Origin of the sequence: Streptococcus respiraculi, from assembly GCF_003595525.1 — a bacterium.
Lineage (GTDB): Bacteria > Bacillota > Bacilli > Lactobacillales > Streptococcaceae > Streptococcus > Streptococcus respiraculi.
This window is the reverse complement of the sequence record NZ_CP022680.1, coordinates 309777-324941: the sequence shown is the minus strand read 5'-3', so window position 1 is coordinate 324941 and position 15165 is coordinate 309777. Positions and strand designations below refer to the sequence as shown.

11 protein-coding genes are annotated in these 15165 nt (G+C 44.6%); 2 read left to right on the top strand and 9 right to left on the bottom strand.

The window, feature by feature from the left end:
• Positions 1-2643 carry an alpha-mannosidase gene (locus tag CHF41_RS01615; protein ID WP_119875727.1) on the bottom strand — a complete coding sequence of 881 codons (2643 nt, stop codon included), beginning with the start codon at positions 2641-2643 and terminating at the stop codon, positions 1-3.
• A gap of 1 nt (position 2644) precedes the next feature.
• Positions 2645-3931 (bottom strand): glycoside hydrolase family 125 protein, encoded by a 1287-nt coding sequence (locus tag CHF41_RS01610; RefSeq protein ID WP_119875726.1) that lies wholly within the window; start codon positions 3929-3931, stop codon positions 2645-2647.
• 165 nt (positions 3932-4096) lie between these two features.
• Here CHF41_RS01610 and CHF41_RS01605 point away from each other — a divergent pair, with 165 nt between their 5' ends.
• Positions 4097-6184, top strand: a complete 2088-nt coding sequence (locus CHF41_RS01605; protein ID WP_119875725.1) for a GH92 family glycosyl hydrolase — start codon at positions 4097-4099, stop codon at positions 6182-6184.
• A 173-nt stretch (positions 6185-6357) separates the two neighbouring features.
• Here the strand turns inward: CHF41_RS01605 and CHF41_RS01600 are convergent, their stop codons facing one another.
• From CHF41_RS01600 to mvk, 6 genes are all read right to left on the bottom strand, one after another.
• The gene (locus CHF41_RS01600) at positions 6358-6720 is read right to left on the bottom strand and encodes a DUF1304 domain-containing protein (protein WP_119875724.1); all 363 of its coding nucleotides are present in this window, start codon (positions 6718-6720) and stop codon (positions 6358-6360) included.
• Between the two features lie 71 nt (positions 6721-6791).
• Positions 6792-7226, bottom strand: a complete 435-nt coding sequence (locus tag CHF41_RS01595; RefSeq protein ID WP_119875723.1) for a MarR family winged helix-turn-helix transcriptional regulator — start codon at positions 7224-7226, stop codon at positions 6792-6794.
• 452 nt (positions 7227-7678) lie between these two features.
• Positions 7679-8773 carry a type 2 isopentenyl-diphosphate Delta-isomerase gene (gene fni / locus CHF41_RS01590; protein WP_119875722.1) on the bottom strand — a complete coding sequence of 365 codons (1095 nt, stop codon included), beginning with the start codon at positions 8771-8773 and terminating at the stop codon, positions 7679-7681.
• A gap of 8 nt (positions 8774-8781) precedes the next feature.
• Entirely contained in the window at positions 8782-9858 is a 1077-nt protein-coding gene (locus CHF41_RS01585) for a phosphomevalonate kinase (protein ID WP_119875721.1), read from the bottom strand.
• Positions 9851-10885 carry a diphosphomevalonate decarboxylase gene (mvaD, locus tag CHF41_RS01580; RefSeq protein ID WP_119875720.1) on the bottom strand — a complete coding sequence of 345 codons (1035 nt, stop codon included), beginning with the start codon at positions 10883-10885 and terminating at the stop codon, positions 9851-9853. Before mvaD ends, CHF41_RS01585 begins: the two co-directional genes overlap by 8 nt.
• Positions 10878-11813 carry a mevalonate kinase gene (gene mvk / locus CHF41_RS01575; protein WP_119875719.1) on the bottom strand — a complete coding sequence of 312 codons (936 nt, stop codon included), beginning with the start codon at positions 11811-11813 and terminating at the stop codon, positions 10878-10880. The genes mvaD and mvk overlap by 8 nt, the downstream gene beginning before the upstream one ends.
• Positions 11814-12031: 218 nt before the next feature.
• Between mvk and gshAB the strand changes: the two genes are divergently transcribed.
• A complete protein-coding gene (gene gshAB / locus CHF41_RS01570) occupies positions 12032-14296 on the top strand; it encodes a bifunctional glutamate--cysteine ligase GshA/glutathione synthetase GshB (protein ID WP_119875718.1) in 2265 nt (754 codons plus the stop codon).
• Between the two features lie 33 nt (positions 14297-14329).
• Here gshAB and rhaD read toward each other — a convergent pair whose 3' ends face one another.
• Positions 14330-15145, bottom strand: coding sequence for a rhamnulose-1-phosphate aldolase (rhaD, locus tag CHF41_RS01565; protein WP_119875717.1), 816 nt, complete (start codon positions 15143-15145; stop codon positions 14330-14332).
• Positions 15146-15165 lie beyond the last annotated feature (20 nt).

Genomic DNA, 15165 nt, shown 5'->3' with positions numbered 1-15165 from the left:
TTATTCTCCTTGTCGCAGGACTTCCGTGCGAATTTCTTGCGCTTTTATCCAATCGCCTTCTACTTGGTAAACTTCTTCTAGCAGATTGACATACTGGGCATTTTCCACTAAGAATATCGGCTCCTGACTCATGTTATAGTAGCGAAGAAGTGCTTGGGTGCCTGCTGTTTCATATTTCAAGGCTGTTGGACAAATCCTGTCTTCTGCCAAGGCTGGATGTTCCAGAGCATGACCTGCTGGGGCAATTGTTCCAGTTTGGACAGGAACTTGAACTACCGTCAGAGGTGTCTGAAAAGCTTTGGCTCGTCTATAGGCTGCAAAACGCTCTTCTGGACGGTGGCATTCAAGTGCATATTCCACTTCAAATGTTCGTAAACACTCTGCATCTGGTGTTGGGAAATAGCCCCAGTCGCCCAACTCACCCACTGCACGCAGAATTGTAAGGGCAAGTGTTTTGTCATTTAACACTTCATATTCATATAATCCTTTATTGGCAACTGTTACGCCTTTTTCGTCATCTATCAAGCTGACAAAAGCCTGTTGCCGTTGGGTATTTTCAGGATTTTCCCATGAAGCTGACGGCTGATTTGGCCGCTCAACCACTTCGAAAATACTCTCCGCCACATGTCTCGAGCCCTTATGGTGTGTCTGAAAGAGCACGCGGATCCGGTGATCTTTTGCCGTATTGGTAAAATGTGTTTTAAAGCGAATTTGCGGGTCTGAAGCAAAGACTGTCACTTCTGTCGTAAGCTCTATTTCTATCATTTCCTGCGAACGACCTGAGCTTCGTTTCATGTATTCAACCAGGCCTTCTTGTTCCCGTTCTAACCGTTCATCTGCACTAACGGGAATTGTCAAGGAATGAACCAAACACAGACGAGCTACTTGGCTAGTATTTTCAAGCACTTCCACTCTAATCAAATCAGCATAGATTGGTTCGGTATTAATCGGTTGGAAATAGAGGTATTCATTCCCAACATCACCTCGATCTTCAAACTGGAGAAAATCTGAATAAATCTGGCCTGTCTGCTTATCATGAAGGGTCAAACTATTTTTTCCCACAGAAAGTTTAAGATAGTCTGTCTCAATCTGCCCATCTTGGTAGAGCCCCTTTTCTGCCACTGGCTCAGCGACTACAAGCTGGAATGTCTGCCAGGAAACAGCTTTTAAATCAACAGGAACTGTTACCTTGACTTGACGTGCAATATAAGCCTTACGAAAAGCATCTTTTGGCAATTGATAGTTGAAATGCGCTCCTAAATCTTCAATGACAGCAGGAATCCGATTCCCTTCTAAATCTTCGATACAAAAAGTAGGAAGTTCTAGTTCTGACATCCGTTGAAAAGCAATCGTAGGTGGGGCTTCTTTAAAATCACATGTGGCTACTTCTAGCACGACACTCGCCTGATCTCGTTTACGGTGTAAGCCAGTATTCACTACCGTAAATAGATAGTCTCCACTTGCCCGTTCGGTATTTAGCTGGTCTTTCCAAACGTTCAGGGCATTGGTCTTGACAAATGCTGCTACTGCTTTTGCCTTTTCAAAACGCACTTCCATTTCACGATGGACTTCATCCACACTACAGCCACAAATACTATCATGCGGAGCATTTTGAAGCAAGGTTTTCCAAGCGTAGGTCAGCTGGTCTTGGTAAGATTCTCCCTCCGTCAAGACAAGAAGCGGCTCGACCACCTGCTCTAAGAGATTGCTGGTTTCGACATAGGCCTGTTTGAGATAAATTCGAGCAGAAGCGGTATTCGCCAAGGTATACCACCCATCTGTCTCCTGACTAGTCAATTCACCTGTTACCTGAGACAAGTTAGCGGGCAGATGTTCCCTGACTGCTGCTATATAGTCATCAAAACTACTGTGGACAAAGGTAATGTCAGGATACAATTCATTTGCGACTCGAATGGCCTCGCTCAAATTCTTTTGAACAGGCTGATGATCGCAGCCATTCATCATCAACCATTGATTAGTTGCTGCATAGCGCTTAACATCTGCCAGTTTTTTCTCCCAAAAGACTGCTGCTTCTGTCTTATCAACAGGAATCTCATTTCCATTACTGTACCAGTTAGCAAATAAGATTCCTAGAACCTCACTACCGTCCGCTCCCTGCCAGACCATTTCCGAGAATTGCGAGGTGAATTGCTGATCGGATAGAACCTGATTATCAAAGCCAATTGGCTTAACGCCACGACCAAAGGCTGCTACATCGAGTCCTGTTTGCTTGAGTAATTGTGGTGCCTGTCCCATATTTCCAAAGGTATCTGGAAAATAGCCAACTGCCGTTGACTGACCCCATTTTTGACATTCTTGATGACCGATTAAGCTGTTGCGAACATTGGACTCACTACTAATGAGGTAATCATCTTGCAGGATATAAAATGGTCCGATTTTTAATTTCCCTTGATCGATATAAGACTGCAATTTCTCGCGATTTTCAGGACGAATAGCCAAATAATCGTCTAAAACAATGGTCTGACCGTCCAGATGAAAACTCTTAAATTCCGGATCATTTTCAAACAAGTCAAATAAATCATCAAAGAGCTCAATCAGCTGCATCCGGTGCCCCTCAAAGGACTGGTACCATTCGCGGTCCCAGTGACTATGAGAGATAATATGAACTACACTATTCTCCACTTTAGACCTCCACTCGCATACCATAGTAATCCAGTACTAATTCACAAAACATCATATTGGCCCATGAGAACCACTCGCGGGAGAATTTAGTTGGATCATCAACATGGAAACTCTCATGCATAACACCTGTTCCACCGTCACAAGCTATCAGTAAATCTAAAATTCGCTCTTTTTCAGCCTGATCCTTGGTGGTCAAGCCCTCAATACAGAGCGCAATTGGCCAAATATAACGGTAAAAGGTATGAGAACTTCCCAAGCCTTTGGCATACTCCCCCTCATAATAATAAGGATTTTCCTTACTTAAAATTGTACGGCGTGTCGCCTGATACACCTCGTCATCCAAATCACAGTAGCCTAGATAAGGCGCAGCAAGAAGGCTTGGTACATTTGGATCATCCATGATACTGGCATTGCCTAAACCATCTACTTCAAAGGCATAAATGGTTTCTCCTGCCTGATTTTGAGTTTTGCCATAGGTTTCAATCCCCTCTTTGATTTCACCTTGCAAGACTCTAGCCTGAGATACGATATCTTCACTATCAGACAAGTTGAGCTGTTCAAAAATTTCCACGACATACCCCAAGACAACTACCGCAAACATATTGGACGGAACAAGGTAGCTATACTCGCAGGCATCATCACTCGGACGAAATCCAGACCAGGTCATACCTGTCAGACCAAAGGCTGGTCCAGTCCCATCATTTACCAACGTATCTTCCAGACGCTCTCCTTCACGAACAAATGAGTAGGATGATTGACTATGATCTTGTTCTACCTGCCAAAGATGAATGATTGCTTTTGTTGCTGAGATGAATTCCTCATCGAATTGGCTGGTTTCTCCCGTTACTTTCCACAAGAGATAGGCTAGCTGCAAGGGATAACAAAGCGAGTCCACTTCATACTTTCTCTCCCAAATCCATCCCGTCAAATCTGTCCGATCCGTCTCATGGTGCCCTTTCCAATTATCCTCCATGTTAAAAGCATTTGCATATGGATCGTGCAAGATAAAACGAAGCTGGCGTCTCAATACTCCTAGAATGGTCTTGCGTAATTGTTCATCTTCTTTTGCTAAAAACAAATAAGGCTTCACTTGAGCGGTTGAATCACGCAACCACATGGCAGGTATGTCTCCAGTCAAGACAAAAGCTGTGCCATCATCTACTATTTTAACTGTATTGTCCAGCGTATCTGTATAGCATCGTTCAAATACCTGCACCCATTCAGGATGATTTTTTGCCCGTTCTGCGATTGCTTGCAACCATTTATTTACTAGTTTTTTTGAATACATATTGTCTCCTTTGTTTAGACTATTTCTCAGTTTCTAGTATAAAACAAAGCACGATAAAAATCCTACACAAACTATAGACCTTTCGATAATATCTTTTCCACTTGTTCCTAGGGAAAAGAATCGTGATATAATGAGTTTAGAAAACACTTTCACGGAGAACATGACATGAAAAGTATACTCGAACAAATTGATACCCGCTACGGTTCTAACAACTGCCACGCTTACTCAAATGGCAACACCCTTCCCTACACGGGACTTCCATTTGGCATGAATTATTTTGTTCCCCAAACGACCGATACTCAAGGTTCCTGGTTCTTCAATCCGACCGTTCCGATTTTTCAAGGCATACGGCTGACTCACCAAGCAAGTCCTTGGATTGGAGATTACGCCTGGCTGTTACTAACTCCTGTTACAGGAAAGATGACACAAGCTAGCCTCTTTCATCGGCAAAGTAGCTATCGTCCCAATGAAGCCACCTTTAATCCACATCACTTGGTGATTCACTCCGAGCGCTACCAGATTCAAACGGAGCTTGCGCCTACAACCTATGGCGCCTGCTTCAAACTAAACAGTCTCACACAGCAAGATCTTTCTCTTTTCCTCCATAGTGAAAAAGGATGCTCATTTGAGCAGATTGACGAGTATTCCATCCGAGGTTGCGTGAAGGATGTAACTGAAACAACCCGAAAACCGATTACCCTCTATGTCCATCTGCGGTTTGACAGACCAGTAACAGAGGTCAGACAGCTAGAGCTCGATACTGTGCTTGAATTTGCTACACCAAATCTCGAAATTCAACTTGGGACTTCTTATATCTCCCATGAACAGGCCCTATTTAATACACCAGACTTTGATTTTAAAGACTGTAAAAGCAAGGCTAAGGAAAGCTGGCTCCATTACCTACACCGTTTTGATATTACTGATAGTGGTAACTCCGATACTCGCATGTTTCACCATGCCCTCTACCGGACCTTTCTTTTTCCTCAGACTTTCTATGAACAAACCCCCGAAGGACAAGAAATCCACCTCGACCTTACCTCCAACCAAGTCCGCCCCGGAAAATTCTTTACCAACAATGGCTTTTGGGACACCTTCCGCACTTCTTTTCCTCTCTTTTCCCTTGTCGCACCTGAACAATATGCGGCTTTCTTAGAGGGATTTCTACATTTCTACCAAGAAACAGGATTTCTGCCAAAATGGCTAGCCCCTGACGAACGCGGTATGATGCCTGGTACCCTAATTGATGGGGTTATCGCAGATGCCTGTAGCAAAGACATCGCCCCTCACCTCCATGAACAGCTTTTTACAGCCATGTTAGATACCGCTGAAAAGACAGACCCGAATGGTATCTTTGGGCGGCACGGAGCTGATATTTACAAACAACTAGGTTATCTTCCTTATACACAATTTCACGAAAGTGTTAGCCACACTATTGACTACACCTACAGCGACTTTTGCATTGCAAGTGTCGCTGAAGCACTCGGACACATGAACACCGCTAGAGAATACAAAAAACAATCCCAGAACTATCAACTGCTCTTTGATTCTGAAACGGGCTATCTAAGAGCAAAAGATGAAAAGGGCAACTGGCGCCCAAACTTTTCTCCCTATAGTTGGGGACAAGATTATGCAGAATGCTCTAGCATTCAAGCAACTCTCGGCATCCTCCACGATGTAGATGGAGTCAAACAGATTATGGGCGGCAGCAAATCCCTTACAAACTACCTCGTTGAACTTTGCAACAGTCAACCCCTCTTTGAGGTTACAGGCTATGGTTATGAAATTCACGAAATGAGTGAAATGTCGACCCAAAACTTCGGCCAGCTGGCTATTTCCAACCAGCCTAGTTTCCATATTCCGTATCTATTCCAGAAGAGTCTCCGCCCCGAATATACTAGCTTACTCATCAAAGGCATTCGCAAGGAAAGCTTTCAACCAGGCTTTGAGGCCTATCCCGGTGACGAAGACAACGGTAGCATGTCAGCCTGGTACATTTTCAGCTGTCTCGGATTCTACCCCCTCTGCCCTGGAAAGGACGAATATGTCTGCGGTGTGCCACTCTTTCCACAAGTCAAAATCTACCTTCCTACGAGTGACACGTGGCTTACCATCACCAGCCATAACAATTACTCTCATTTCAACTTTGTCAACAGCATCACCCTTGATGACAAACCCGTGACCAACTTTTCACACAAAGAACTCCTTGCTACCAAACAGATTGTTTTCAACCTATCCTGGTTACCAACATCTTAGCATAACTAAACCACCATCACTATGAATTCATAAAAATGGTCCCAATTAAGAATAAAGAAGAGCTGTAGTCACTTGCTCTTCTTTATTACGTTATAAACACGTCTGCCTAGCACTGTATTCAATGGAAAGGCTCGTTATCCAATAGATAAGAAAAAACGAAGGTTCCCTTACGTTTACTTCAATACTAAAATACTCAACAACGCTAAAATGGCTGGAGCACCTTGTTTCAAGAGAATAGCCTTATTTGATGTAGCTGCGCCATACACTGCTGCTCCGATAACATACAAAACAAAAATCGTTACGATTTCCAAATTGTGTGAGATAAAAATTCCGTACAAGAGAAAAATAGCGAGCAGACCGTTGTAAATTCCTTGATTTTTAAAGAGGGTATCGACCGAAGGACGAGACAACTCTTCCTTGCTCATGCTAAAAGTCTGGCTAGTCTTATCTGATTGTGTTGCAATGCTCTCCAAATAAAAAATATACAGATGCTCAAGAGCAACAATAGTAGCTAAAATAGTAGTAATAAGTGACATAAAATCTCCTTCTTTCCAAGAATCTGTACTCTCAGCTCAGCCACTCTATTCAGGGCTTATGAATACAGGTTCTAATTCTCGTCAATGGCAATCGTTTCTAACCCATCTACCAACTTATCAAGCAAAGCTTCTAAGGTTTCACGTTCTTCACTTGATAAAATGTTTTCCATTTGCGCTTTCACATCCGCATGATGAGGCGGAGGGGAGGTGACGAGCTGGTCTTTTGCAAAGTCGGTCAAATCCACCACAACCTCCCGCTGATTTTGTGGATTACGGACTCGAGTCACATAACCCTTTTCTTCTAAAATCTTAAAATGGCGGGTCAGAGCGGCTTGGTCAATTTGCAAGACCTCCTGCACCCGAATCTGATTACAGGGCGCAAAGGCAAGCAAGAACTGCAATATCTCATACCGTGTCAAGCTAATCCCCAAACGCTTTTCAAACAATTGGGTCAGGGTCTGATCGGTAACATGAAGCTGGTAAAGTAGGTGATTAATTGCGGTCATGACAGTTCCTTTTAGAAACTGTATTCATAAGCGAAGTCATTCTAATCGGAAGCTTATTTTACGATCATTAAGGCGCTTTTTTTGAAGGAATACTGACTGTATTTCGAAAAAAAGCAACGATGAGTAGCGTAAAATAAGCCCTGAATAGAGTTGCTGCGCTAGCTGTGAATACAGGTTCTTAATCTTTCCATGTTTCTGGATATGTCGTTTCCTCACCGTTTCTAGTAGCATCGTTTTGTTTTCATCTATTGTGTGCTGTATGGTGAAGGCAGCTTGCCTAATGCTGACTACGCCTGCAACTCCTTGACTAGTACGAACTCAAAACGAAATGACTATAAAACGAAAAAGGTTTCATAATTGATTTATCAACTATTGACAAATCAATTATAGGCGAAACAAAAGAAAAAATCAAGCTCTTTACTTGAAATTTTCAATATTTTTTCAAAAATGCATTACTCGCTGCGGTTGGACGAACGATTGGCATAATATGTCCAATCAATCCCTCGAGCTGTACACCAATGTTGAACAGCTGGTGCTAAAACTAGGTCGGTCTGGCGCAAGGTTGCCACATCACGCGCACCGAGCAAGGTCATAATCGCTGTGATACTCTCACAAAATACTTGGACTTCCTCAATTGCCTGCTCCACAGACCGTCTATCCTTGACCAACTGCAAAAAGCGGTTGGATAGACCGACTGCTTCTGCCCCTAACGCTAGCAATTTAACGATGTCTAAAGGAGTTTTAACTCCGCCTGAAGCAATGAGTTGCGGACGACTAGTTGCAGACAAACCCATGGCCTCTATCATGGAAATAATGGTCGATTGCCCCCAACCATGGAGGTAATCGTAAGTGTTTCGTGTCCTACGGGCATCTTCAATTCTTACAAAATCTGTCCCACCAACTCCAGAAATATCCACTGTCTTTACACCAATAGAGGTCAATTGCCCCACCGTTTCACGACTCATTCCAAAACCAACTTCTTTAACAATGACTGGCACCTCAAGTTCACGGACAAGAGTTTCAATATTATTCATCCACATGGAAAAATCACGGTCACCCTCTGGCATGACCATTTCCTGAGGCGCATTCAAGTGGATTTGTAAGGCATCTGCTTCAAGGATATCCACCGCTCTTTTGGCATTTTCTACATCATGATGAGCCCCTAGATTAGCAAAGATAAGTCCATTGGGATTTTCCTTGCGCACAATCGAAAAGGTGTGGGCCACACTCGGATCTTTCAACGCCGCACTGACAGAACCAGTTGCTATCGGAATCTTGGTTTCCCGTCCTAAAATCCCTAATAATTGGTTGATTTCCCCAGTCTTTTTGCTCCCGCCTGTCATAGCATTGACAAAAAAGGGCATTTCTAGTTCCAAACCAGCTATTGATGTTTTCAAGCTGACATCTGCCACCTTCATCTCTGGGAGAGAATGATGAACAAAGCGGGTCTCTTCAAAGTCGCTTGCTGATGCCAGTGTAAATTGCTGGTTCGCCAAGGCCACATGCTCATCTTTACGATTTAGACCAACAGCTTCATTTCCCAACATGATTTCTCCTATTTTCTATACCCAATTGAAAGAGTTAAGGGAACAATTCCCGCTTCTTCCCAGGCCTTTACAATCCCTTCCTTTTGTACGAGGGAGTCTACTAGACAAATCCCGCAATCACCGCCACCTGCACCTGAGGACTTGGCAACAGCACCTTGCTCCATCGCCAATTGACACAAGCGGGACAGCTGAGGAGTCTCGATGAGAATACCCATACCAGCTGAAAAGTCCTGTAGTTGCTTGCGATTGGTCACTATGGCTTCTCTGACTGCCACCCTATCATTTTCGTGACAGGCGCGAATCAGTGCTTCGACACAAGTCCGATTGGTTGCCAAAAAGTGACGATGAACTGCTTCTTTTTCTTCCTGATTGAGCTGCCCTTGCATACTTGCTACTAATCGATCCGTTGAAGCAGCAGAGCCTGTCCAGCCGACCAGTAAATCTAACCCATCTGGTAGTTCAAGCTCTTGAATGGATAATTCTTTCCAGTCCTGTGCCACCAATTCCAAAATAGACAAGCGATTCATGGCCTCTTTGAGCCACTTTCTATCTACCGAGCGATAGGCAACAACGCCTTCAAAGCTAGAGGTAGCAAGGTCGCCAAAAGAGCCTGTCATCCCGATTCGCAACTGGGCAAGTGCCGACAACTTGTAGATCAAGGTCGGTGTTAATTCCTCTTGATAGTAGGAAAGCAGGACCTTAACGACTGCAACCGTCACAGCTCCTGAAGAGCCAAGCCCATACTTGGTGCCAGACGCTTCATCATCTAAGTCTGAGAGAATTTCAAGACGATAAACCTTGTCTATGTCTACTCCAAGCGCACGAACATAGTCCTCAACCACCTGCATACTGCTCGTAATCAACTGGTAGGGATTACTTGACCTTGTACAAATCAACTCGCCTTGGCGCGACCATACCACCTCAAGATCAGGCTGCTGCGTAGAGTAGATACTTCCGACTTCTGCCTGTTGCAGTTTGGCAAACAGGCGCTGGTTGACTGCTACAATCACTGCTGGATACCCTGCTTCAACGACCGCGTATTCCCCTGCCAAGTATAATTTCCCTGGTGCGCTCGCCTCAATCATGATGTTCCTTTCTTAAAAAAACAGCCTGCGATTCCTGCCAATCTGCTTCTGATAAGGCATAGGCACCCGCTCCCGGAAGACTGGTCAAGACTTGCTCTGTTGGCAGATGGTCTGTCAAGGCTGTAACTAGGCGCTCCATATCGCTCGCTCGGCAAAGCACCTTGACATTGGGTCCTGCATCCATGGTCATATAAGCAGGCACACCCAAGTCTTCTCTCACCTGACGAACTGCTTCCTGCGCTTTCATCGTATCTGCTGTCCAGTAAGTAAACGGGGGATTAGCCGACAAGGTTGTCGCATGCATTTTCATGCCATTATGCTCTGTGATTTGCCCAAGTCTTTCAAAATCCCGTCGGGCAATCGCAGCTTTGATATCTTGTAAGTCCTGCGCTGCTGTTTCAACCCACATAGAATAAAAAGGAGAGGTCTGAACAGTATGATCCATTCCTACACGACTAGCAATCTTTTTCTTACCTGTATCTACCGCCAAAATAATCATCCCAATATCCCAAGTCGCATCGTCAATCGGATGCGCCATAGAATCTGCTGCACTCGTCCCCATGTCCCATTCGACAAAGCCGCCAAATAAACTGCGGGTACTAGAGCCTGAACCACGTCTGGCAAAGGTCGATAATTCCTCACGAGACAGCTCTAAGCCTAAGGCCGTTGAAGTTGCAAGTGATAGGGCAGCAAAGGCTGAAGCCGAACTAGCAAGACCTGCCGCTGTCGGCACAAAATTCAAACTCTCTACACGGGCAAATCTCCGCTCACCTGTATAGTCGCGAAATAAATTCAAAAATTGCGAAATTTTTTGATGTTCTTTTTCGGATTGTTTTTTCTTGTTCAAGTAAAAGACATCAGCTGGCAAGGAATCGTCAAAGATGACCTTGGTATCTGTATAAAAAGCGTCCAGTGTCAGCGATAAACTCGAATTCATCGGCAAAAACAGGTCCTTATCCCGCTTTCCCCAATATTTAATCAAGGCAATATTGGTATGGGCACGCGCGATTCCTACTTTCTTAGTCATGTCCTTCTCCTAAGTACTGTATCCATGTTTGGCTGGCACCTGCTCCTGCTAGGGCCTGAGCGATTGTCTTTGCTTCTTCCTCAGTTCTTGCTAGGGCAATCATGCAGCCACCCCTGCCACCTCCGGTTAGTTTGGCCCCCAAGGCGCCCGTTTCACAGGCAATGGTCACCAGTCTATCCAAACTCTCGTCTGACACACTCAAATCCGTCAGATAGGCATGAGCTTGGTTCATCACCCGTCCCAACAATTCCGCCTGATTATGCGCCAGATAGTCTCGTGCCTGATAGGCCAGCTCCCCCAGAGCCTCAATCCAACTTTCCACCTCGCTACGGCGCTTATAAAGCAACGCCACATCGGTGATTGCTTCGAGTGTGTTTCCTGTCTTTCCCGTGTCTGCGACAACCAGATAGGCATCTAAGGAAAGGGCTACAGGCTCAATCGACTGATTCTTAATGAAAAAGATTGGTGTAGTGCCTGTTACAGTTGTTGCATCAATGCCAGACGGATTTCCGTGGGCAATCTTTTCAGACGATTGGACAATTTCCCATAACTCTTCATCTGATAAGTTTTTTTCATAAAAGGAAAATAGCGCTCGCGCTACTGCTGCAGCTACCGCAGCGCTCGAGCCCATTCCCCGCTCTGCTGGAATCGTGGAGCTAATCTCAATATGAATGGCTGGGTCTGTCGGTGCGCCAATCCGATAGAGGGAAAAGCGAATAGCGTGTTTCAAACTTTCCCAGATTTTAGGCATTTCATGAACCAAGCCTTGGTAAAAATCACAACTAACAGAAAGAGCTTGGCCTTCTTTACGAACCTCTGCTGTAATTTGGACAGCAGAAAAAGGCATGGCAATGGCTGGCTGACCGTAAACCACTGCATGCTCTCCTATCAAAATAATCTTTCCTGTTGATCTTCCTATTGCAACCATGATGTCTCCTTATGCATGTTATATTATACCATGTTTCAAGAAAAAGTTTCTACTTTCTTCTATCTCAGACCAAAGAAAGCACGTAGAACGTAGCGAAAATTTGTTTTTCAATTCTAAAATCGCTACAATATTAGTATTAGAACCTGTATTCATAAGCGAAGTAATTCTAAGCGAGAGCTTATAAATACAGGTTCCTAGATACGACGAGGAATAGACTTATGATAATCAATCACATATTGCAAGAAGCTCCAAAAAACCTTCCCATTCTCCAAGCCACTTTTGGCTTAGAACGCGAGTCCTTACGCATGAATACTAAACATCGTATTGCACAAACTCCCCACCCAGAAAAGCTTGGCTCTCGCAATTTTCACCCCTATATCCAGACGGATTACAGCGAATCCCAACTTGAATTGATTACGCCTGTCAGCCCGTCAACCAGTGAAGCCAGACGAGTATTAGGAGCAATCACCGAGGTTGCCTATCGGTCAATGAAGTCGGATGAATACCTTTGGCCACTGTCTATGCCACCTCAGGCAAGCGAAGACGATATCCGTATCGCTCAGCTTGATGATGCCTACGAATATCGCTACCGAGAAGGGCTAGGAAAACGCTATGGAAAACTGCTCCAGTCCATGTCTGGGATTCATTATAATATAGAACTAGGCACAGATTTGATTCAGCAATTATTTGAGCAAAGCAACTACAGTTCATTACTGTCATTTAAAAACGACCTCTATCTCAAACTAGCCCAGCAATTCCTGCGCTACCGCTGGTTATTGACCTACTTATACGGTGCCAGTCCCATTGCTGAAAAAGGCTTTTTAAAGGAAGAATTGGGACACCCTGTCCGCTCCCTGCGCAACAGTTCCTACGGCTATGTCAATACCAATGACGTCCATGTTTCCTTTGCTGATTTAGAAAGCTATGTTCGCGATATTGAGCACTATGTCGAAACCGGTCAGCTTTCTGCCGAAAAAGAGTTCTATTCAGCTGTCCGCCTGCGGGGTCACAAACACAGCAGGGATTACCTAACGCAAGGCATTCGCTATCTCGAATTTCGCTCCTTTGACCTCAATCCCTTTGATTTTCTAGCGATTAGCGAGGAGACCTTGGACACCGTTCATCTCTTTACACTTGCTCTACTTTGGATTGATAGCCCTGAACATGTCGATGAAACCTTAAAAAAAGCAGCCGAGCTGAACAATCAGATTGCCCTTGCTCATCCTCTCACTCCTCTACCAACAGAAGCAGATGTCCAAATGATTCTGGATGCCATGGCGGCTGTTGTCTCTCATTTTCACTTAGGTGAAAAATACCAAGGACTAGTAGACAAGGTCAAACAACAACTTGTCCAACCCGAATTAACAGTATCAGGACAACTACTAACACATATCGCACAGCACTCCCTAGAAGATTTTGGTCGCAAGCAGGGGCAAACCTTCCATGAGTATGCTTGGACTGCGCCGTACGCCCTCAAAGGGTACGAACACATGGAACTTTCTACCCAGATGCTCATGTTTGATGCCCTTCAAAAGGGGGTCAATCTTGAGATTCTTGATGAAGAAGATCAATTTCTCAAACTCTGGCACAAGGATCATGTCGAGTATGTCAAAAATGGCAATATGACCTCAAAAGACAACTATGTTGTCCCTCTTGCCATGGCCAATAAAACGGTCACCAAGAAAATCCTCGCAGCCGCTGGATTTCCTGTTCCAGCAGGGGCAGAATTTCCAAACAAGGCAGATGCCTTACGCTACTACGGACAGATTGAAAAGCGGGCCATTGTTGTCAAGCCAAAATCAACCAACTTTGGTCTTGGTATCTCCATTTTCCAAGACGGAGCCAGCCTAGAAGACTATGAAAAAGCCCTTGACATCGCCTTTTCCGAGGATAAGCAGGTCTTGGTCGAAGAATTTATCGCAGGAACCGAATACCGCTTTTTTGTCCTTGACGGAAAATGCGAAGCTGTACTGCTACGCGTCGCTGCAAATGTCGTTGGGGATGGAATTCATACGATTCGCGAATTGGTTGACCTCAAAAATCAAGATCCGCTACGTGGCCGCGACCACCGCTCTCCGCTTGAAATCATCAACCTAGGCGATATCGAGCTACTGATGCTAGACCAGCAGGGCTATAGTCCAGAAACCATTTTAGAAGCAGGACAAAAAGCAGAATTGCGCGGCAACTCCAATATCTCAACAGGTGGGGACTCGATTGACGTAACCGTTCAAATGGACGACAGCTACAAACGCTTAGCAGCTGACATGGCTACTGCAATCGGAGCTTGGGTCTGCGGAGTCGATTTAATTATCCCAGATCCTGCGCTCATTTCCACAAAAGAACACCCCAACTGCACCTGTATCGAGCTTAACTTCAACCCGTCCATGTATATGCACACCTACTGCTACGACGGACCGGGGCAAGCATTGACACCGAAAATTATTGGAAAGTTGTTTCCAGAAATTATCCCCGCACAGGCATAAACAAAAAATCAGCCGGAATTCCAGCTGATTTTTCTATTCATCCAAGTATTTTCCCTGCACCTTCAATGCTCGACAGACTGCTCGGAGATTATCTGTAGATAAAACGTTATTTTCTACAATTGGTTTTCCACTAATCCGTTGCAAATCCAAGGCCAATTTGGCGGCCTTATCTGCTGTTTCAATCAGCCCAAAACAATCTTGATAATTCACACCTGTCGACAAGACGCCGTGTTTCGCCCAGACTACCATTCGGTGCTCTGCCAATTCTTCAGCCGTATCTAGCCCAATTTGCTGAGTCCCAGGAACTTCCCACGGCAGTACCGCAATTCCATCTGGAAATACAACAATGGATTCTGTCAAGACAGACCACAAATCAAGTGTCAACGATCGGCTCGTCACCTCGTTTAACAGAGAGTACAAGACAATGTTAGTCGCATGATTATGGACTACCACACGGTGGTTGGGGTTGATAGATAAACGTTTCGCATGCGCCAAGATATGCATATAAAATTCACTTGTTGGCTTCCTATTTTCTTCAAATCCCCAAACAACTTCATAACCACTAGCTACGATCCGTACAACTCCCGTATCTCTTTTTACATGATTTCGTAATGTTCTAAAATGGCTACCTGAAGCAGTAATTAAGAGATAACGACCAACAAGACTCTCTGGAATGCCCTCAACCTCTACCTTGGTTTGAGGTGTCGCATGTATCAAGTCACCGACTTCATCTTCTACCAACAGATAACTAACATTGCCTCCATTATACTCATCCCAGCCTTGTTGCCACATATCATAAGTGATTTCACAAAGCTCTTTCACAACTGTAGATTGCTCAAATGGTTTCATATTCGTATTCCTTTCTACAT